The sequence below is a fragment of the Curtobacterium sp. ODYSSEY 48 V2 genome (assembly GCF_023712625.1).
Taxonomy (GTDB): Bacteria; Actinomycetota; Actinomycetes; order Actinomycetales; family Microbacteriaceae; genus Curtobacterium.
The window spans coordinates 193,367-213,833 of record NZ_JAMAXX010000006.1; the positions used below are offsets into that span (position 1 = coordinate 193,367).

The 20,467-nt window shown below is 72.4% G+C and carries 16 protein-coding genes; 13 read left to right on the forward strand and 3 right to left on the reverse strand.

The window, feature by feature from the left end:
* The first annotated feature begins 11 nt into the window (after positions 1-11).
* The 7 genes from sucD to M3666_RS11125 all read left to right on the forward strand — a co-directional run bounded on the left by sucD (position 12) and on the right by M3666_RS11125 (position 10,251).
* Positions 12-905, forward strand: coding sequence for a succinate--CoA ligase subunit alpha (gene sucD, locus M3666_RS11095; protein WP_066656854.1), 894 nt, complete (start codon positions 12-14; stop codon positions 903-905).
* Between the two features lie 140 nt (positions 906-1,045).
* Positions 1,046-3,175 carry a DUF6350 family protein gene (locus tag M3666_RS11100; RefSeq protein WP_251155223.1) on the forward strand — a complete coding sequence of 710 codons (2,130 nt, stop codon included), beginning with the start codon at positions 1,046-1,048 and terminating at the stop codon, positions 3,173-3,175.
* Positions 3,176-3,206: 31 nt separating this feature from the next.
* Entirely contained in the window at positions 3,207-3,800 is a 594-nt protein-coding gene (gene purN, locus M3666_RS11105) for a phosphoribosylglycinamide formyltransferase (RefSeq protein WP_251155224.1), read from the forward strand.
* Positions 3,797-5,455 carry a bifunctional phosphoribosylaminoimidazolecarboxamide formyltransferase/IMP cyclohydrolase gene (gene purH, locus M3666_RS11110; RefSeq protein WP_251155225.1) on the forward strand — a complete coding sequence of 553 codons (1,659 nt, stop codon included), beginning with the start codon at positions 3,797-3,799 and terminating at the stop codon, positions 5,453-5,455. The genes purN and purH overlap by 4 nt, the downstream gene beginning before the upstream one ends.
* Positions 5,456-6,054: 599 nt before the next feature.
* Positions 6,055-7,878: an ABC transporter ATP-binding protein gene (locus tag M3666_RS11115; RefSeq protein ID WP_251155226.1), complete on the forward strand. Its 1,824-nt coding sequence runs from the start codon at positions 6,055-6,057 to the stop codon at positions 7,876-7,878.
* Positions 7,875-9,797, forward strand: a complete 1,923-nt coding sequence (locus M3666_RS11120) for an ABC transporter ATP-binding protein (RefSeq protein ID WP_251155227.1) — start codon at positions 7,875-7,877, stop codon at positions 9,795-9,797. The genes M3666_RS11115 and M3666_RS11120 overlap by 4 nt, the downstream gene beginning before the upstream one ends.
* A 31-nt stretch (positions 9,798-9,828) precedes the next feature.
* A complete protein-coding gene (locus M3666_RS11125) occupies positions 9,829-10,251 on the forward strand; it encodes a DUF805 domain-containing protein (protein WP_066656841.1) in 423 nt (140 codons plus the stop codon).
* Between the two features lie 4 nt (positions 10,252-10,255).
* Here M3666_RS11125 and M3666_RS11130 read toward each other — a convergent pair whose 3' ends face one another.
* Positions 10,256-10,636 (reverse strand): MGMT family protein, encoded by a 381-nt coding sequence (locus M3666_RS11130; RefSeq protein WP_066656839.1) that lies wholly within the window; start codon positions 10,634-10,636, stop codon positions 10,256-10,258.
* Between the two features lie 6 nt (positions 10,637-10,642).
* The gene (locus M3666_RS11135) at positions 10,643-11,098 is read right to left on the reverse strand and encodes a GNAT family N-acetyltransferase (protein WP_066656837.1); all 456 of its coding nucleotides are present in this window, start codon (positions 11,096-11,098) and stop codon (positions 10,643-10,645) included.
* Positions 11,099-11,196: 98 nt separating this feature from the next.
* Between M3666_RS11135 and M3666_RS11140 the strand changes: the two genes are divergently transcribed.
* Complete coding sequence (locus M3666_RS11140) at positions 11,197-12,447, forward strand: ROK family transcriptional regulator (protein WP_066656834.1); 1,251 nt, start codon at positions 11,197-11,199, stop codon at positions 12,445-12,447.
* Between the two features lie 165 nt (positions 12,448-12,612).
* On the opposite strand, the gene M3666_RS11145 is transcribed toward M3666_RS11140, so the two are convergent.
* Positions 12,613-13,041 carry a hypothetical protein gene (locus M3666_RS11145; RefSeq protein WP_209685343.1) on the reverse strand — a complete coding sequence of 143 codons (429 nt, stop codon included), beginning with the start codon at positions 13,039-13,041 and terminating at the stop codon, positions 12,613-12,615.
* A gap of 160 nt (positions 13,042-13,201) precedes the next feature.
* Here M3666_RS11145 and M3666_RS11150 point away from each other — a divergent pair, with 160 nt between their 5' ends.
* The 5 genes from M3666_RS11150 (at position 13,202) to M3666_RS11170 (ending at position 20,428) form a co-directional block, all read left to right on the forward strand.
* Positions 13,202-15,766: a lamin tail domain-containing protein gene (locus M3666_RS11150; protein ID WP_251155228.1), complete on the forward strand. Its 2,565-nt coding sequence runs from the start codon at positions 13,202-13,204 to the stop codon at positions 15,764-15,766.
* A gap of 138 nt (positions 15,767-15,904) precedes the next feature.
* Positions 15,905-16,747 carry a PhzF family phenazine biosynthesis protein gene (locus M3666_RS11155; RefSeq protein ID WP_066656827.1) on the forward strand — a complete coding sequence of 281 codons (843 nt, stop codon included), beginning with the start codon at positions 15,905-15,907 and terminating at the stop codon, positions 16,745-16,747.
* Between the two features lie 360 nt (positions 16,748-17,107).
* Complete coding sequence (locus tag M3666_RS11160) at positions 17,108-18,472, forward strand: extracellular solute-binding protein (protein ID WP_066656825.1); 1,365 nt, start codon at positions 17,108-17,110, stop codon at positions 18,470-18,472.
* A 103-nt stretch (positions 18,473-18,575) separates the two neighbouring features.
* On the forward strand, positions 18,576-19,526 hold the full coding sequence (locus M3666_RS11165; RefSeq protein WP_374109582.1) for a carbohydrate ABC transporter permease: 951 nt from the start codon (positions 18,576-18,578) through the stop codon (positions 19,524-19,526).
* A 2-nt stretch (positions 19,527-19,528) separates the two neighbouring features.
* A complete protein-coding gene (locus M3666_RS11170) occupies positions 19,529-20,428 on the forward strand; it encodes a carbohydrate ABC transporter permease (RefSeq protein ID WP_374109583.1) in 900 nt (299 codons plus the stop codon).
* The last annotated feature ends 39 nt before the right edge of the window (positions 20,429-20,467 follow it).

Consider the following 20,467-nt stretch of genomic DNA (forward strand, 5'->3'; position numbering starts at 1 on the left):
GCACCAGAGCAATGTCGATCTTCCTCAACAAGGACTCGAAGGTCATCGTCCAGGGCATCACCGGCGGCGAGGGCACGAAGCACACCGCGCTCATGCTCAAGGCCGGCACGCAGGTCGTCGGCGGCGTGAACGCCCGCAAGGCCGGCACCACCGTCACGCACGGCGACGTCGAGCTCCCCGTGTTCGGCTCGGTGCGTGAAGCCGTCGACACCACCGGTGCCGACGTCTCGATCGTCTTCGTCCCGCCGGCGTTCGCGAAGGACGCGGTCATGGAGGCCATCGACGCCGAGGTCCCGCTCGTCGTCGTCATCACCGAGGGCATCCCCGTGCAGGACTCCGCGGAGTTCTGGGCGCACGCGAAGGCGCTGGGCGGGAAGACCCGGATCATCGGCCCGAACTGCCCCGGCATCATCACCCCGGGGGAGTCGCTCGTCGGCATCACCCCGGCGACGATCACCGGCAAGGGCCCGATCGGTCTCGTGTCGAAGTCCGGCACCCTGACCTACCAGATGATGTACGAGCTGCGTGACCTGGGCTTCTCGACCGCCATCGGCATCGGCGGCGACCCGGTCATCGGCACGACGCACATCGACGCGCTCGCCGCGTTCGAGGCCGACCCGGAGACGACGGCGATCGTCATGATCGGCGAGATCGGCGGCGACGCTGAGGAGCGCGCGGCCGACTACATCAAGGCGCACGTCACGAAGCCGGTCGTCGGCTACGTCGCGGGCTTCACCGCGCCCGAGGGCAAGACCATGGGCCACGCCGGCGCGATCGTCTCCGGTTCCGCCGGGACCGCCGAGGCGAAGAAGCAGGCGCTCGAGGCCGCCGGCGTCAAGGTCGGCAAGACGCCGTCCGAGACGGCCGCGCTGCTGCGCGAGGTGGTCGCCGCCGCGACGGCGTAGCGGTCCGCACGACCCGACGGACGGGAGGCACGGTGCCGGTGGGCACCGTGCCTCCCGTCCTGCTGTGGACGGTCGGCCAGTCTCCACAGGTGCCGCGCGGCTCGCTCGGTGACCGCGGGACGGCACGTACCCTGACCACGATGAACCGCCTGGGAACCGCACTGCTGGCCGCCGTCGAGGCGATCGTGACGGTCGGCGTCGGCGTCGGGATCGCCCTCGTGCCGCTGACGCTGCTCTGGGGCTTCGAGTACGGGCTGCAGATCGACTGGGACGTCTTCTGGAAGGCCGCGGGCAGCGTCTGGCTCGTCGGACACGGCGTCGACGTGACCTTCCGGCTCGGCAGCGACGTCGCCGGCGCCTCCGGGGTCGAGGGAGCCGCCGACCCGATCCACGTCACGCTCGCGGCCCTCGGCTTCGCGGTCGTGACCGCCTGGCTCGGTGGGCGCGCCGGACGGCGGTTCGCCGAGACGGAGCACCGCGCGACCGGGCTCCTGGTCGGCACGGCCGCCGTCGCACTGCTCGGGCTCGCGGTCGCGCTGTCGTCCACCTCGGCAGCGACGGACCCCGTGGTCTGGCAGGCCGTCGTGCTGCCCGCGCTCTGGTTCGCGGTGCCCGCCCTGGTGACGAGCGAGGTGTGCCGGGTCCGTCGTGGTCTGCCGGCCGATCCGCTGACACGGCGGGTGCTCGACCAGGTCGACCGGATCCCCGCGCTCTGGCGCACCGTCGCCGGCTTCGCGTTCCGCGCCGGCACCGCGGTGACCGCCGTCGTGGTCGCCGCCGCGGGCGTCGTCGTCGCGTTCCTGCTCGTCACCTCGTTCGCCGAGGTCATCGCCCTGTACGAGCGTTCGCATGCCGGGGTCATCGGCGGCATCGCGCTCACCGTCGGACAGCTCGCGTTCCTGCCCGACTTCGTGGGGTGGGCGGTCGCGTGGCTGGTCGGACCGGGCTTCGCGATCGGCACCGGGTCGAGCGTCTCGCCCGTCGGCACGTCGCTCGGGCCGATCCCCGGTGTCCCCGTCTTCGGCGCGCTGCCGGCGTCCGGGCACACCTTCGGGCTGCTCGGGGTGCTGGTGCCGGTCGTCGCCGGGTTCGTGGTCGGCGGCCTCATGCGCCCCGCGCTCGTCCGGGCCCTGGGCGACGACGACTCCCCGCTCCGTCGGGCGCTCGCCGGTGTCGCCACCGGTGTCGTGGCCGGCGTGCTGACCGGGGTCGCGACGGGCCTGACCGCGGGCTCGCTCGGACCCGGGCGGCTCGCCGAGGCCGGGCCGGACGGGCTGCTCGTCGGACTGCTGGCAGCGCTCGAGGTCGGGCTCCCCGCCGCGGTCGCGCTGGCCGTCGGGAGCGACCTGGTGCGCCTGCCCGAGCGGCCGTGGGGCCGTGAGCACTGGGTCGAGGCCGAGGGGAACGCTGCTGCCGACGCCGCTGCCGACGACGCCCGGGCCGGCTCGCTCGTCGCCGCGCTGGACGAGGCCGGAGCGGGGCGTGCGAGTGCGACGCACCGGTTCACGGTGCACGAGGCGCACGAGTCCGCGACGCACGCGGATCCGTCGTCGGTGACCGGGTCGCGCCCCGGGGACGTCCAGCCGACCGAGACGATCGCGGACGACGAGCACGCCGCCGCCCCCGCCACCGCCGCCACCACCGAGGGCGGACCCGCGCGCTCGTCCGTGCAGGACCGCCGCGCCGTGCCGGACCGTGGTGCCGAGCCGGAGCCCGAACGCCTCGGCGGGGGCGACCGTGCGCACGAGCACGAGCACGAGCACGAGCACGTGGCGCCGTCCGCTGTCTCGGGTCGCGCAGTCGTCGAGGAACCCGACGACGTCCCGCTGCCCGACTGGGCCCGCACCGACGCGGTCGCCGCGGAACGGGTCACCCCGAGCCCGGCCACGCCCCCGGCGCGGAGCGGCATCAGCGGCCTGCGCGACCGACTCCGCGGTGCGGCCGGTGACGTCCGCGCCCGTGCCGGCGAGCTGCGCGACCGGGTCGGCGGCGCAGCGGGGCACCACCAGGCGCACCACCAGACGGAGCGGTCCGGGCGCGACGAGACGCTGCCGCACGCCCCCGGCTCGGAACAGCAGCCGGCGTTCCCGTGGAGCACCGAGGAGTTCGTGGCCGGACGCGACGACGTCGACCAGACCGCGGGCGACGAGGAGACTCCCGGCACGGGGAAGCCGACCGCCGCCGGGCAGGACCCGCCCCGGTGGGACCAGACCGACCAGATCGCCGAGGACGAGCTGCCCTGGTGGCGCCGTCCGAAGCACGACGCGTAGCGCTCGCCGCGCCGCCGCTAGGCTGGTCACCGTGCTCGAACTGGTCGTCCTGATCTCCGGTACCGGCTCGAACCTCCGAGCCCTGCTCGAGGCGACGACCGACGCCGAGTACCCCGCCCGCGTGGTCGCGATCGGGGCCGACCGCGATGCCGAGGGCCTGGCGCTGGGCGAGGAGTTCGGGGTCCCGACCTTCTCGGTGCCGTTCTCCCGCTTCGCCTCGCGCGACGAGTGGGGCGCCGAGCTCGCCGCCCAGATCCGGCCGTGGTCGCCGGACCTCCTCGTGCTCTCCGGCCTGATGCGCCTGCTCCCGCACGCCGTCGTGTCCGAGTTCGCCCCCGCGATCATCAACACCCACCCCGCGTACCTGCCCGAGTTCCCCGGCGCACACGGGGTCCGTGACGCCCTGGCCGCCGGCGTCGAGCAGACCGGCGCCAGCGTGATCCAGGTCGACGACGGCGTGGACACCGGCCCGATCCTGGCGCAGGAGCGGATCCCGGTGCTGCCGGACGACTCCGAGTCGACGCTGCACGACCGCATCAAGCCGGTCGAGCGCCGCCTGCTCATCCAGACCATCCTCGACATCGCCAACGGCACCACCGACCTGAAGGGCACCCCGAGCGCATGAGCGTGCACGCCGCCGACCCCAGCCTCTACCGCCACCGCGACGTCGTCCCCGTGCGGCGCGCGCTCATCTCGGTGAGCGACAAGTCCGGCCTGCTCGAGCTCGCCGGCGCCCTGGCCGACGCGGGCGTGGAGCTCGTCTCGACGGGCAGCACGGCGCAGACGATCCGCGACGCCGGGTACGCCGTCACCGACGTGTCGAGCGTGACCGGGTTCCCGGAGTCGCTCGACGGCCGCGTCAAGACCCTGCACCCTGCCGTGCACGCGGGGCTCCTCGCCGACCTGCGCCTCGAGTCGCACGAGCAGCAGCTCGCCGAGCTCGGCATCGCGCCGTTCGAACTCGTCGTCGTCAACCTGTACCCGTTCGTCGAGACCGTCGCCTCGGGTGCCGAGGCCGCGACCGTGGTGGAGAACGTCGACATCGGCGGACCGGCGATGGTCCGCGCCTCGGCGAAGAACCACCCGAACGTCGCGATCGTCGTGTCGCCGTCGTCCTACGCCGAGGTCGTCGAGGCCGTCCGCGCCGGCGGCACCACGCTCGAACTCCGGAAGCGCCTCGCCGCGCAGGCCTTCGCCCACACGGCCTCCTACGACGCCGCCGTCGCCTCGTACTTCGCGACCGACGTCGTCGGGCAGGACGCGGCACACGTCGCCGCCCAGGCCGCCGCGCCCACGGTGACGGGCGACCTCGAGACACCCGGCTCGTTCGACGAGACGCTCCGGCTCGAGGCCGGGCTGACCGCGACGCTCCGCTACGGCGAGAACGCGCACCAGGCCGCCGCGCTCTACACGACCTCCGGCGGAGCGGGCATCGCCCAGGCGACGCAGCTGCACGGCAAGGAGATGTCGTACAACAACTACGTCGACGCCGACGCCGCCGTCCGGGCCGCGTACGACTTCGACACCCCCGCCGTCGCGATCATCAAGCACGCCAACCCGTGCGGCATCGCCACCGCCCCGGCCGACGCGGTCGACCCGATCGCCTCGGCGCACGCCGCCGCGCACGCCTGCGACCCGCTGTCGGCCTTCGGCGGGGTCATCGCCGCGAACCGCCCGGTCACGAAGCAGATGGCCGAGACCGTGCGCGACATCTTCACCGAGGTCGTCGTGGCCCCGGCCTTCGACCCCGAGGCGCTCGAGATCCTCTCGCAGAAGAAGAACATCCGGCTCCTCGCCCTGCCGGCGGACTTCGCGCTCGCGTCCCGTGAGGTCAAGCAGGTCTCCGGCGGCTTCCTCGTGCAGGACGCCGACCGCTTCACCACCTTCGACCAGTCGACCTGGACCCTGGTGTCCGGCGAGCCGGCCGACGACGCGACCCTCGCCGACCTCGCGTTCGCGTGGAAGGCCAGCCGCGCCGTGAAGTCGAACGCGATCCTGCTCGCCGACCAGGGCGCGAGCGTCGGCGTCGGCATGGGCCAGGTCAACCGGGTGGACTCCTGCCACCTCGCGGTGAACCGCGCCGGGGAGCGTGCCCGGGGCAGCGTCGCAGCGTCGGACGCGTTCTTCCCGTTCGCCGACGGCCTGCAGGTCCTGCTCGACGCCGGTGTCCGTGCCGTCGCGCAGCCGGGCGGCAGCGTCCGTGACGACGAGGTCATCGCGGCGGCGCAGGCGGCCGGCGTGACCATGTACTTCACCGGCGAGCGTCACTTCTTCCACTGAGTCACCGAACACCGAACACCGGTCACCGGACACCGACACGCGCTCGGATCGACGGCGTCCAACAACGCCGAGACCATTGCGCAACACGTGCGACTGTGAATAGTCTGTAAGGCTCCGCACCGCATCGGACGATCGCAACCGGATCGGCCGTGCCCGCGGACACAACGGTGACGAAGACGACGACTGGAGTGACGATGGACGCGACGACCGGAACAGTGGCGACGGCTGCCCGGACGGGTCTCGTGTCCCTCGTGGGGACCACTCCCGCCCCGCGACCCCGGACCCGGACGGCACCGCCGCTCCGGTACCCGGGCGCGGCCGCCGTCTAGCCAGGCCCCTCCCACGGCCTCGCGCCCGACGACACCGTCGGCGAGCGCGGACCACCTGCTGAGAACCCGGGGACCCGTGTCCCCGGTGCCCTCCGGCCCGGTCGACGTCACGCGAGTGGCGGCGACGGCGCGCGACCACGCGCCCGGCCGACGACCACCGCACTGCCACGCCGCGCCTCCCGGCCGGACCGCCACCCACCGACGCGACCCGTCGGCGGGCCGGACGACCCGACCGGGCGGACGCCGCACGACGCACGAGGACGCAACCGCATGTCCACAACGCCCGACCAGGCGACCCCCTCCACCGACCGCCCCTCGACCCTGCGCGCCATCGGGCGCATCTGGCCCTACGTCAGGCCGTACCGCTGGCGACTGTTCGGCGGCATGGCCGCGGCGATGGGCGCCTCGCTCGTCGCCCTGGTGATCCCGTACGTGCTCCAGTGGCTCGTCGACGGACCGCTGTCCTCGCGCGACGCCGCGCTCATCTGGCCCGCCGGACTCGGCGTGCTCGCACTCGGCGCCCTCGAGGCCTTCTTCATCGCATCCCGCCGACGGCTCGTGATGCGCCCGTCGACGCGCATCGAGACGAGCATGCGCAACGCGCTCTACGCCAAGCTCCAGGACCTGCCGGTGGCCTTCCACGACCGCTGGGAGTCCGGGCAGCTGCTGTCCCGTTCGGTGTCCGACCTGTCGCTCATCCGCCGATGGCTGGCGTTCGGCGTCGTGCTGCTCGTGGTGAACATCGTCACGATCGCCGTCGGCTTCGTCGTGCTGTTCACCTTCGGGTGGCTGCTCGGACTGATCTTCCTCGTGGCGTCGATCCCGCTGTGGATCAACGGCCTGCTGTTCGAGCGGAAGTACTCCGTCGTCGCGCGGCGCAGCCAGGACCAGGTCGGCGACCTCGCCACGAGCGTCGAGCAGTCGGTGCACGGCATCCGCGTGCTCAAGGCGTTCGGCCGCGGTCGCTTCAAGCTCGACGAGTTCAGTGAGCAGGCCGAGGCGCTCCGCGGCACCGAGATCGAGAAGGCGAAGGCCATCGCGAGCATCTGGCTGTGGCTGCTGCTCGTGCCGGACGTCGCGTTCGCGCTGTGCCTGCTCGCCGGCATCTGGCTGGCGTCGCAGGGCGAGCTGACGGTCGGACAGCTGTTCGCGTTCTTCGCGACGGCGACCGTGCTGCGGTTCCCGATCGAGTCGATCGGGTTCTTCCTGTCGATGACGTTCGACACCCGGACCGCGGTCGACCGGTTCTTCGAGGTCATGGACTCCGAGAACACGATCCAGGACCCGGCGTCACCGAGGACCATCGACGAGCCGCACGGTGCGCTGTCGTTCAACGCCGTGCACTTCCGGTACCAGGACGCGACGGACGAGTACCCGGACCTGGTGGACGGCGTCGAGCTGCAGCTGCACCCGGGCGAGACCATGGCGCTCGTCGGCCTGACCGGCAGCGGCAAGACGACCCTGCTGTCCCTGGTGCCGCGGCTGTACGACGTGACCGGCGGCTCGATCACGATCGACGGCGTCGACGTCCGCGACCTCACCCGCGCGGACCTCCGTCGGCACGTCGGTGTCGCCTTCGAGGACGCCACGCTGTTCTCGACGAGCGTCCGCGACAACGTGCTGCTCGGTCGCCCGGACCTGTCCGGCGACGAGGCCGAGCGCATCATGCGCGAGGCGCTCGACATCGCGCAGGCGTCCTTCGTCGACGACCTGCCCGAGGGTGTCGACACCCGCGTCGGCGAGGAGGGACTGTCGCTCTCCGGCGGCCAGCGGCAGCGTCTGGCGCTCGCCCGCGCGATCGCCGCGCGGCCGTCGGTCCTGGTGCTCGACGACCCGCTGTCGGCGCTCGACGTCGACACCGAGGCGCGGGTCGAGGCCGGGCTCCGCCGCGTGCTGGCCGACACCACGTCGCTCATCGTCGCCCACCGCCCCTCGACCGTGACGCTCGCCGACCGGGTGGCGCTCATGGAGGGCGGACGCATCACCGCCGTCGGCACCCACTCGGAGCTGATGGCCACCAACGAGCACTACCGCTACGTCATCTCCTCGCTCGACGAGGACGACGCACCCGCCCGAGAGGAGGCGATGGCATGAGCCAGCAGGACCAGGTACCGCCCGTGGACACGGCAGCCGGGCCGGGAGGCCCCGATCCCGTCCTCGACGACGTCGCGGACACGAAGGCGGCCGGCCCCGTCACCGCCGCGGTCACCACGCTCGGCGTGCGCGGCGAGGAGCGCGAGGACTTCAGCAAGGCGGAGAGCAAGCGCCTGCGGCGCCGCTCCCTCGCCCTGCTCGGGTCGCTCGCGGCTCCGCTGAAGGCACGCCTCGTGCTGCTCGGCGTCGTCGTGGTGGTCTCCACCGCGGGCACCGTCGCGGGTCCCGCGCTCATCGCGTGGGGCATCGACAACGCCCTGCCCCGGGTGATGGACCAGAACGACTGGGTGCCGGCGTTCGGCGTCGTGGCGACGTACATCGTCGTCGCGGTGCTCGGCGCGGTCCTCACCGCCTGGTACACCGTGCTCGCGGCGCGGATCAGCCAGGCGATCCTGTTCGACCTGCGGAAGCGCGTGTTCCTGCACACCCAGCGGCTGTCGCTCGAGTTCCACGAGACGTACACGTCCGGGCGGATCATCTCCCGCCAGACGAGCGACCTGGACTCGATCCGCGAGCTGCTCGACTCCGGCCTGAACCAGCTCATCCAGGGCGTGCTCTACATGGTGTTCACGGGCATCGCGCTCGTGCTGCTCGACCCGACCTCCGGGCTCGTGCTCGCGGTGTCGCTCGTGCCGCTGTGGTTCCTGATCCGCTGGTTCCAGACGAACTCGCAGACCCTGTTCCGGGCCACCCGTGTGACCTCGGCGCGCGTCATCGTGCACTTCGTCGAGACGATGACCGGCATCCGGGCGGTGCAGGCGTTCCGGAAGGAGTCCCGCAACCGCGACGAGTACGGCGGCTACGTCGAGGACTACCGGGTGGCGAACACGAAGGTGTTCAACCTGTTCGGGACCTTCGACCCGGTGCTCGTCCTCATCGGCAACGCCACGCTCGCGGCGGTCGTCATCGTCGGCGGCTTCCGGATCGTGGGGGGCTCGCTCGAGGTCGGCGCGCTGCTCGCGGTCGCGCTGTACGCCAAGCGGTTCTTCGACCCGGCGCAGGAGCTCGCGATGTTCTACAACGGGTACCAGTCGGCCTCGGCGGCGATGGAGAAGATCTCCGGCGTCCTCGAGGAACGCCCGTCGGTGCCGGACCCCGCGAAGCCCGTGCGGCTGCCGGACGCCACCGGCGCGATGGACTTCGACGACGTCGAGTTCGCGTACAACGCCGAGAAGGTCGTGCTCCCCGAGTTCGACCTGCACATCCCGGCGGGGCAGACCATCGCGCTCGTCGGGTCGACCGGTGCCGGGAAGTCGACGCTCGCGAAGCTCATGGCGCGGTTCTACGACCCGTCGAAGGGTTCCGTGCGGCTCGACGGCGTGGACCTGCGGGACATCGACCCGAAGGACATGCGCCGCGCGATCGTCATGGTCACGCAGGAGGCGTACCTGTTCTCCGGCTCCGTCGCGGACAACATCGCGCTCGGCAAGCCCGGGGCGACGCGGGACGAGATCGTGCGCGCGGCGGAGGCGGTCGGGGCGGACGCGTTCATCGAGGCCCTGCCCGACGGGTACGACACCGACGTGAACAAGCGCGGTGGCCGGGTGTCGGCCGGGCAGCGGCAGCTCCTGTCGTTCGCCCGGGCGTTCATCGCCGACCCGAAGGTGCTCATCCTCGACGAGGCCACGGCGTCGCTGGACATCCCGTCCGAGCGGCTCGTGCAGGAGGGCCTCGAGACCCTGCTCGCGGACCGTACCGCCGTGATCATCGCGCACCGCCTGTCGACCGTCGCGATCGCCCACCGGGTGCTCGTGATGGAGTACGGGCGGATCGTCGAGGACGGCACGCCGGACGACCTGATCGCGGGGACCGGGCGGTTCGCCCAGCTGCACGCCGCCTGGCGGGACTCGCTCGTCTGACGGACCGGGCTGCACGTGGTTTGCTGACTCCATGAGCAACGACAGCGTGCAGCCCGGCGGCGTCGCCCTGCGCGACCCCTTCTACGGGGCACCCTTCGCCGAGGCGGTCCGACGGTTCTGGCGGAAGTACACCGTGTTCACCGGACGGGCCTCCCGCTCCGAGGCCTGGTGGTGGTGGCTGACGTCGTTCGTGATCGGGCTCGTGCTCCAGCTCGTCCCGCAGGTGTTCACGCCCGGGACCCCGGTGCTCGAGAACCCGGTCGGCTCGTACCTGTTCGTGCTCTGGGGCCTGGCCACACTGATCGGGTCGCTCGCCCTCGGTGCCCGTCGGCTGCACGACGCGAACCTGTCCGGCTTCTGGCAGTTCCTGCACGTGGTCGTCGGCATCGGCTCGCTCGTGCTGCTGGTGATGTTCCTGCTGCCGCCGAACCCGAAGGGCTCGCGCTTCGACTGAGCGCTCAGAACGGGTCGTCGGCGTCCGTGGCGGGTGACCAGCGCGCCCGACGCACGTCGATCCTCCAGGCCGACGAGCCCGACGCAGCTGACGACCGCTCCACGAGCGGCGTGCCCTCGGCACGGTAGTGCTCGAGGGCCCGCGCCTCGTGCCGGACGGGCGGCAGTCCGCCGGCGCGCACCACGCGCCACCACGGCAGGTCGGCGCCCTCGCGGGCCATCACCGTGCCGACGGCGCGAGCGGCCCGCGACCCGAGGACGGCGGCGACGTCGCCGTACGTCATGACGTGCCCAGCAGGGATCAGCCGGACCACCTCGGCGACCGCTGCGCCGAAGTCCGGCTCGGCCCCGGAGTCCGGCTCGGGTCCGGACTCGGCTCCGTCCACGCCCGGCTAGAGCGCGAGGACGGCGTAGTGGTCGCCGTACTGCGTCTCACGCACGACCTCGAACCCGAGGGCGCGGAAGAACGCCTCGGGGCCGCCGTGGCCGCCCGGCTCGTACACGACCGTGAGCCGCTCGAACCCGCGGCTCCGGGCCTCGTCCGCGAGACCGTGCACCGCGAAGCGGCCGACACCGCGGCCCTGTGCGTCGGCGGCGACGTTGACGCGCCAGATCGCGCTGCGGAGCTCTTCCTCGTTGTTGTCCTCGTCGAAGGTGCCGATGATCATCCCGACCACGCGGTCACCGTCGAGCACCACGCGGGTCCACGCCGAGCTCGGCTTCACGTCGGACTCGGCGACGCCGTACGTCGTCGGCTGGACGAACTGCTCCTGCCCGGGCTTGAGCGTCAGCGAGTTGGCCGCGGCGGCGGTCGACGCGGAGAGGGCTTCGAGGCGGAGGTCCGTCATGCCGCTCAGGGTAGCGGTGCACCCCGTCCGGGTGCCAGGACGACGTGCGAAGCGTTGCAGCACCGTTGCGTGCGCACGGGCGGCGGTAGGGTCGCGGCATGGCGGAGCATCGGCGCGGGGCGAACCTGCCGTCGATCGGCGGCTTCAACCGCACCGTCGTGCTCGATGCCGTCCGCCGCTCGCCCGACGGGCTGAGCCGTGTGGAGCTCGCCGCGAGCACGGGCCTGAGCGCCCAGACGGTGTCGAACGTCACGCGCTTCCTGATCGAGGCCGGCATGATCGTCGAGTCCGGCACCGTGGTCGCCGGCCGTGGGAAGCCCCGGACGATCCTGCGGCTCGAGGCGACGAGCCGGTACGCGGTCGGTGTGCACGTCGACCCCGCGGTCGTGACGTACGTGCTCCTCGACCTCGCCGGCAGCGTGGTCGCCGAGACCACCACGTCGACGCCCTCCGCGGACGACCCCGCCGAGGTCGTCCGGACCATCGCGACCGCCGTCGACGGTCTCGTCGCGGACGCCGGTGTCGCGGCGGAGAGCGTGCTCGGCGTCGGCATCGCGAGCCCCGGGCCGATCGACGTCGACGCCGGCGTCGTGCTCGATCCGCCGTTCCTGCCCCGCTGGCGGGACGTGCCGCTGCGCGACGCGCTCGCCGAGGCGACCGGCTTCCCGGTGCTGCTCGAGAAGGACGTCACCGCGGCGGTCGTCGGCGAGATGTTCCTGGCGGGGGAGTCCTCGGCGCGGAACTTCGCCTTCGTCTACTTCGGGACGGGGTTCGGCGTCGGGCTCGTCGTCGACCACGAACCCGTCCGCGGTACCGGCTCGAACGCGGGCGACGCCGGGCACATCATGGTCGACCAGGGGGCGCTCGCGGGGACCCCCGACGGCTCCGGTCCGCGGGGTGAGGTCGGGGCCGCGGTCGCCCCGGCACGGCTGGTCGAGGTCGCGCGGGACCGCGGGCTCCGGCTGCCCGGCGCTGCTCGGGCGGACGACGTCACCGCCGTGCAGCGGGCCTGGGACTCCCTCGGCGAGGCGATCGCGTCCGGCGACGAGGTCGCCTCGGGACTCGCGGCCGACGCCGGGACCGTCATGGGCCGGGCCGTCGTGGTCATCGTCAACCTGCTCGACGTCGACCGCGTGGTCTTCGGCGGACCGTTCTGGTCGCGCATCGCCCCGGTCGCCCTGCCGGCGGCGCGGGCCGCGATCACGGGGTCGCCGCTGCTCGTCCCGAAGCACCCGATCGCGGTCGTGGACAGCGGGCGGGGTGCGGACGTGGCGGCCGTCGGCGCCGCGTGCCTCGTGCTCGACGCGGCGCTGTCACCGCGCGCGAGCGCGCTGCTCATCCGCCGCTGACCCGTCGACGCGGGTCGACAGGAGCGGCTGGCCGACGACCCGCCGGTGACCGCGTGCCGGACGGGAGGCCCTGGGCGTGCCCGCCCCGCGCCTCCCGTCCGGTCGTCCGTCGACCGGGAGGCGCGGTGACGGTCCGCCCCGCGCCTCCCGTCCGACGACGTCCCGTCAGGCCGCGCCGAGCACCCTCCGCCACGCCGCCGTCAGCGTGTCGTACTCCTCGTCCGTCAGGAGGTCGCGGACGCCGGTGGCGAGGACCGCCGAGCGGACCGCTTCCTCGGCCCCGGCGCGGTCGCGGAGGTGTGCACCGCCGTGCTTGACGGCCTTGCCGGCCTCCTGCGCCGCCTCGATCTCGTCGACGCGACCGGCCTCGCCGGCGGCGTCGAGTGCGTGCTTCCACGCGGCCAGCAGGTCGGCGTTCGTCACCATCCGGCCGTCGGCGCCGCCCTGGATCGCGAGCGAGGCGCTCGCCTCCGGCACCACGATCTGCTCGTCGGCCTTCCAGACGACGTCGAGCGCCTCGGCCTCCTCGGCGGTGATCTGCCCGGCACGCTCGATCATCGACTGCAGTGCGGTGTTGCTGGTGTCGTCCGTCACGGTTCCCTCTCCGACCGAACGCGCTCGCGTGGTCGCTCCCATCCTCCTGACGCCTGCTGGGAGGACGCGGCACCGGTCGTTCACCCGGCAGCCACCGGCCGGACGCCGGGATGCTGAACAGTCGTGCAGGTCCCCCTGACCTCCCCGAGAAGGACCCTGCATGCACACCCCCGCCCTGCGGCTCGGTGCCGGCCTCGCGACGGGCATCGCCCTCGCCGCCGGCGTGCTGACCGCGACCCCCGCCGTCGCCGCGGTCGGTGACGACGACCCGACCGTCGGCGCCCGCGTCACCACCGGCCCCGCCACCGGGCTCGCGATCAACGAGGTGGAGTCGAACGCCGACGACACCGACTGGGTCGAGCTGGTGAACACCTCGTCCGCCGCGATCGACCTGAGCGGCTGGCGCTTCCTCGACTCCGACTCGTCGCACACGGCGTACACGCTGCCGCAGGGCTCGACGATCGCCGCCGGCGGGTACCTCGTCGTCGACCAGGAGACCACCACCCGGTCGGGCTTCGACTTCGGGCTCGGCGGTGCCGACTCGGTGCGGCTGTACGACGCCTCCGGCACGCTGACGCTGCGGTACGCGTGGACGACGCACGCCGCCGTGACGTACGGCAGCTGCCCGGACGGCTCCGGCACGCTCGTGGACACGACCGCGTCGACGAAGGGCGGACCGAACGACTGCTCGTCGCCCGTCCGCATCAACGAGGTCGAGTCGCAGGGCGGCATCCCGGGTGACTGGGTGGAGCTGACGAACGTCGGGACGACCACGGTCGACCTCGGCGGGTACGTGCTGCGGGACAGCGAGGACGACCACGCCTGGACGGTCCCCGCCGGCACCACCGTCGCGCCGGGCGGGTTCACCGTGCTCGACGAGGCGCAGGCCGGTGCGGACGCCGATACCGCTCCTGGGGCCGGGACCGGGACCGGGGCCGGGGCCGGGTTCGGCTTCGGGCTCGGGAAGGCCGACGGTGTGCGGCTCTCGGATGCCCGCGGCGTCCTGGTCGACGAGTACTCGTGGACCGCGCACGCCGCGACCACGTACGGCCGGAACCCCGACGGCACCGGCGCGTTCGCCGAGACGGCCGAGCCGACGAAGGGCTCGACGAACCGCTTCGCCGGCGTCGTCACCGCCGAGGCGTGGCCCGGCGGCCCGGACGAGATCGTCCTGGACGCCGAGGACACCTTCACCGGTGACCTGAGCGGCCTCGACTGGACGTCCTCCGCCTCCTCGCAGGACGGGCAGCTCTGGGCCGTGCAGAACGGGGACGGGCTGCTGTACCACCTCGTCCCGGACGGCCGGGGCGGCTGGGCCCCGACGAACACCGCGGGCGTCGACCTGCGCTACGCCGACGGCACCGGGACGCCCGACGCCGAGGGCGTCACCGTCACGGCCGACGACCCCGGCGCGGTGTACGTGTCGACCGAGCGCGACAACGACGTGTCGAAGGTGAGCCGCCCCGCCGTGCTGCGCTTCGCGACCACGGACGGCTCCGAGTCGGTCCTGCGCGCCACGGACGAGTGGGACCTCGCCGCGGACTTCCCGGGCCTGGGCGCGAACGCCGGGCTCGAGGGCGTGACCTGGGTGCCCGACGCGTGGCTGACGTCCCGCGGGTTCGTCGACCAGCACACCGGTGCGACCTACGCGCCCGCCGCGTACCCGGGGCACGGCGAGGGGCTCTTCCTCGTCGGCGTCGAGGGCACGGCGAGCGTGTACGCCTACGCGCTGATGGACGACGGCTCGTCCCAGCGCGTGGCCACGATCGCGACGCCGTTCTCACTCGTCGCCGAGGTGCAGTTCGACCCGACGCTCGACGCGCTCTGGGTCGTGTGCGACGAGGCGTGCTCCGGCCGCACCGCGCTGTTCGACGTGCAGGACGGCGCCTTCACGCTCGCGTCGCTGTACGAGGCGCCGGCGAACGCCGACCGGGCGCTCGCCAACGAGGGCTTCGCGATCTCGGGACGCTGCGTGGACGGTGCTCGGGCGACGTTCTACGCGGACGACAACGACACGAACGGGGCTTCGCTGCGCACCGGGACGTACCCGTGCGACGCGGTGGAGGAGCCGGGTGACGGCGACGGCGACGGCGGGGCGCCTGCGCCGGGTGACGGCGGGGCGCCTGCGCCGGGTGACGGGGAGACACCTGCGCCCGGTGGCGGGGAGACGCCCGCGCCGGGTGACGGCGGCGGCAGCACCCCGGCTCCGGGTACGGGTGGCAGCAGCCCGACCCCGGTCCCGACGGCTCCCGGCCCGACGACTCCTGGCCCGACGGCCCCGGGTCCGGCGGCGCCCGCGGCTCCGGTCGCGCCGGACGTCTCGGCGCTCGTCGACGGGAACCGCGGTTCGGTCTCCGCGCCGTCGAACGTCCGTGCGGGCAGTTCGCTGACGATCGACGTCGGAACGCGGTACGCCGGGGAGCGCGTCGCGGTCTGGCTGTTCTCCGAGCCACGACTCCTCGGGACGCCGGTCGTCGCCGCGGACGGCACGGTGACGGTGGCCGTCCCCACCGACGTCCCGGCAGGGCAGCACCGCATCGCGGTGGCCGCGTTCGACGGCACGGTGCTCGGGTGGACCGGGATCACGATCGACCCCGCGACGGGGTCGCTCGCGTTCACCGGTGCCGAGCTGGGCGGTGGGATCGCCGCGGCGCTCCTGCTCCTGGCAGCCGGTGCGGGTGTCCTCGTGGCACGCCGTCGTCGGACGGTCGGCTCGCCGGCCTGACGCTGCACGACCCGACCGACGCTCCCGTCGTCCCACCGGACAGCGGGGGCGTCGGTGTCCCGCGCGGGGGCGTCGGTGCCTCCGCGATGGCGTCCCAGCACCGCGATGGCGTCGGTGGCTCCGCGGTAGCGTCGGGGGATGCGCTCCGAGGTCCTCCGCTACACCGCCTTCGCCGCCGAGCCCGGGGGCGGCAACCCCGCGGGGATCGTGCTCGACGCCGAGGGGATGACCGACGACGAGATGCTCGCGGTCGCGCAGGAGGTGGCGTACCCGGAGACCGCCTTCGTGGTCGCGCGGACGCCGGACGGCGCCCGGGTGCGCTACTTCTCGCCGGCCGCCGAGGTCCCCTTCTGCGGACACGCCACCGTCGCCACCGCCGTCGTGCTCGCCGAGCGCGAGGGGACCGGGGCCCGGGTGTTCTCGACGGCCGCGGGGGACATCGCGGTCGACGCCACGACCGCACCCGACGGCAGTGTCCAGGTCGCGATGACGAGCGTCGAGCCGTCGACCCGTCCGATCGATCCCGTCCGGTGGGAGCGGCTCGCCGCCGTGCTCGGGCTCGTCGACGGTGACGTCGCCGAGGGGTTCCCCGTGCTCGAGTCCTCCGCCGGCAACCGGCACCCCGTGGTCGTGCTCGCCGACGTGGAGCTCTTCCACCAGTTCCGCTTCGACCCCGCCGCGCTCGCCGCACTCAAGCGGGAGTACGGGTGGGAGGGCACCGTCACCGTCCTGCACCGGACGGGTCCGCTCGAGTTCGAGGCGCGCAACCTCTTCCCCGCCGGCCGGATCACCGAGGACCCGGCGACGGGCTCGGCGGCGGCCTCGACCGGTGCGTACCTGCGCGCGGTCGGCGCGGTGTCGCCCGGGGCACGCGTGGTGATCCGGCAGGGTCGACACGTCGGGCGTCCGAGCGTGCTGCTCGTCGACGTGCCCGAGTCCGGCGGCATCACGGTGACCGGGGGCGCCACCCCCATCGCCTGACCCGGCGGCACCGCCTGCGCGCGACGCCGGGCGCCCGTTCCTCCCCCTGACGCCCGCGATGCTCGGGCGCCCGTTCCTTCCCCTGACGCCCGCGATGCCTGGCGCTTCCGGGCGTACCTGGTCGTTCCGGAAAACCAGGTACGCCCGTTCCGACCAGGTACGCCCGTTCCGACCGGGCACGCGCGACAGCTTCGAGCCCGCGCGGACGCCGCGGGGCCCGGCGCGCACGGGACCACCCCGCGCCCGCGGGGCCGTTGCCGACCCGTGACGGAAAGTGCTTGACACGAATAAGTCCATCCGTTGTACTAATCCTGCGCGCGGGTGACGGAGCCCGCGGACATCCCGTGCAAAGGAGCACCGATGAAACGCCGCACCCGAATCATCGCCGGACTCGCAGCCGTGGCAGCCGCCGCGGTCGGGCTGGCGGGTTGTTCCAGCTCGGGCTCTGCCTCGAGCGACACGATCAAGATCGCCTACCAGAAGTTCGGTGCCTTCCAGCAGCTCGACGCCCAGATGAAGGTCGTCAAGCAGGAGTACGAGAAGGCCAACCCCGGCAAGAAGGTCGAGCTCGTCCCGATCCAGGCGCAGGAGGACGACTACGCCACGAAGCTCGCCCTCATGAACCGCGCCCCCGCGACCGCCCCCGACGTCATCTACGAGGACACCTTCCGCATCAAGGCGGACGCCGACGCCGGGTACCTGCTGCCGATCGACCAGTACACGGAGAAGTGGGACGAGTGGGACCAGTTCTACGACAACGCCAAGCAGGCCGGCGAGGGCGAGGACGGCAAGATCTACGGCGTCCCGATGGGCACCGACACCCGCGCGCTCTGGTACAACAAGGACATCTTCGAGAAGGTCGGCCTGCCGGTCCCGTGGGAGCCGAAGACCTGGGACGACGTGCTCGCAGCGGCGAAGACCATCAAGGAGCAGGACCCGGACGTCATCCCGTTCAACATCTACTCCGGCAAGGCACAGGGCGAAGCCTCGACCATGCAGGGCTTCGAGATGCTGCTCTACGGCGCGGACGGTGACGGCAACACGCTCTACCAGGACGGCAAGTGGGTCGTCGGGTCGAAGCAGTTCGAGGACTCGCTGCAGTTCATCGAGGACGTCTACCAGGGTGACCTCGGCCCCACCCCGCAGCAGGCGCTCGACACGAACATCGGCACCACGATCACGCAGACGTGGCTGCCCGAGGGCAAGCTCGCCATCGACCTCGACGGCTCGTGGCAGTCGGGCACGTGGCTCGAGACGGGCACCGCTCCGTGGAAGGAGTGGAACGACGTGATGGGGCAGGCGCCCTTCCCGACCCAGAACGGCCAGGAGCCCGGGTACAACTCGATGTCCGGCGGGTGGACGCTCTCGGTCGGCGCGAAGTCGAAGGACCCGCAGGCCGCGTTCGACTTCATCACGATGTTCCTCGACAAGGACGGCTCCATCAAGTACGACGCCGAGAACAGCCAGATCGCCGTCCGCAAGGACGTCGCCGAGGACCCCGAGTACACCGGCGCCAACCCCACGTTCGAGTTCTTCTCCGGCTTGGTGGAGCACACCAACTTCCGCCCGGCGACGAGCGAGTACGCGCAGGTGTCGAACGCCATCCAGGTCGCGATGGAGTCCGTCATGACCGGCCAGCAGTCGCCGTCCGAGGCCGCAGCCGTCTACGACAAGGCCGTCGAGGGCGTCGTCGGCAAGGACGGCACCGTCGCTGCCGGTCAGTGACGTGACCGTCTGACGGACGGGAGGCGCGGATCACCCCGTGCACCGCGCCTCCCGTCCGACCCACCCCACCTTCGGAACCCCTCCGCACCCGGAAGGCATCCACGTGTCCAGCACCCCTCTCGCGCCGACGCTGTCGGCGCCCGGCGCGCCGAAGCGCACCGAACCACCCGTGCCGCGCAAGCGGCGGCCCCTCCGGAACGCGACGCGGGTCGTCCCGCTCCTGCCCGCCGTGGTCCTCCTCGTCATCTTCCTGCTCGGGCCGGTCATCTCGTCGTTCTACGGGTCGTTCACCAACGCGGCCCTGACCGGCGTCGACGCCGCGAACCAGCAGTTCGTCGGGTTCCAGAACTACGTCGAGCTGTTCCAGGACCCGGACTTCCCGAAGTCCGTCGTCCTGACGATCGTGTTCCTGCTCGCGTCCGCCGTCGTCGGGCAGAACGTGCTCGGTCTCGGTCTCGCGCTCCTCATGCGCAGCGCGAACAAGCTCGTCCGCGCGGTCGTCGGCACGTTCGTCGTCGCGGCATGGGTCCTGCCGGAGATCGTCGCCTCGTTCGCCGCGTACGCCTTCTTCCACGACGAGGGCACGCTCAACTCGTTCCTCGCCTCCATCGGGATCAGCGGGCCGAACTGGCTCTACACGTACCCGATGATCGCGGTCATCCTGGCGAACGTCTGGCGCGGTACCGCGTTCTCGATGCTCGTCTACTCGGCGGCCGTGCAGGAGGTCCCCGAGGAGATCACCGAGTCCGCCGAGGTCGACGGCGCCACCGGCTGGCAGCGCCTCGTCTACATCACGCTGCCGGTGATCCGTCGGTCCATCTCGACGAACCTCATGCTCACGACACTGCAGACGCTGTCGGTCTTCACCCTCATCTTCGTGATGACGGGCGGCGGGCCCGGCACCAACTCGTCGACCCTGCCGATCCTGGCGTACCAGGAGGCGTTCCAGTTCTCGCAGCTCGGCTTCGGGACCGCGATCGCGACCATCCTGCTCGTGGTGGGGGCGGTCTTCTCGATCATCTACATCAAGGCACTGAAGCCGGAGGTGGACTGACCATGGCCCTCACCGCTGACCGTCCCGTGTCCGACACCACCCGGTCCGTCACCGCGCCGGGCACCCTGCACATGACCTCTCCGCGGGGGCGCACCCTCCGCTGGGTGTCGAACATCGTCCTGCTCGTCATCGCCGTGTGCTTCGCGGTGCCGCTGCTCTGGCTCGTGCTCGCCTCCGTCGACGCCCAGGCCTCGCTGTCCGTGAAGATCCCGTCGCAGTTCACGCTCGACAACTTCACCCAGGTGCTCACCCCGGAGCTGTCGTTCATCCCGCTCGCGAACAGCCTGCTGCTCTCCGGCGGCACCGCGGTGGTGACGGTCGTCGCGGCGCTCCTCGCCGCGTACCCGCTGTCCCGGTACAAGATGCGGGTCAACAAGCCGTTCCTGTACAGCATCCTGTTCGGCACCGGCCTGCCCATCACCGCGATGATGGTGCCCGTCTACGCGCTGTTCGTGTCGCTCAACCTCATCGACAACATCTACGGCTGCATCTTCTTCCTCGCCGCCACGAGCCTGCCGATGGCGATCTGGATGGCGAAGAACTTCATGGACTCGGTGCCGATCTCGCTGGAGGAAGCGGCGTGGACGGACGGCGCCTCGATGTTCACCACGCTGACGCGCATCGTCGTGCCGCTCATGCGTCCGGGGATCGCCGTCGTGTTCATCTTCGTGTTCATCCAGGCGTGGGGGAACTTCTTCGTCCCCTTCGTCCTGCTGCTCTCGCCCGACAAGGTGCCCGCCGCGGTGAGCATCTTCAACTTCTTCGGGCAGAACGGGGCCGTCGCCTACGGGCAGCTCGCCGCGTTCTCGATCGTGTACTCCGTGCCGGTCATCGCCCTCTACGTGCTCGTGTCCCGCGGCCTCGGTGGGGGCAACGCCCTCGCCGGCGGCATCAAGGGCTGACCGCGCCCCACGCTCGCCGGGCACCACGCCCGACCGTCC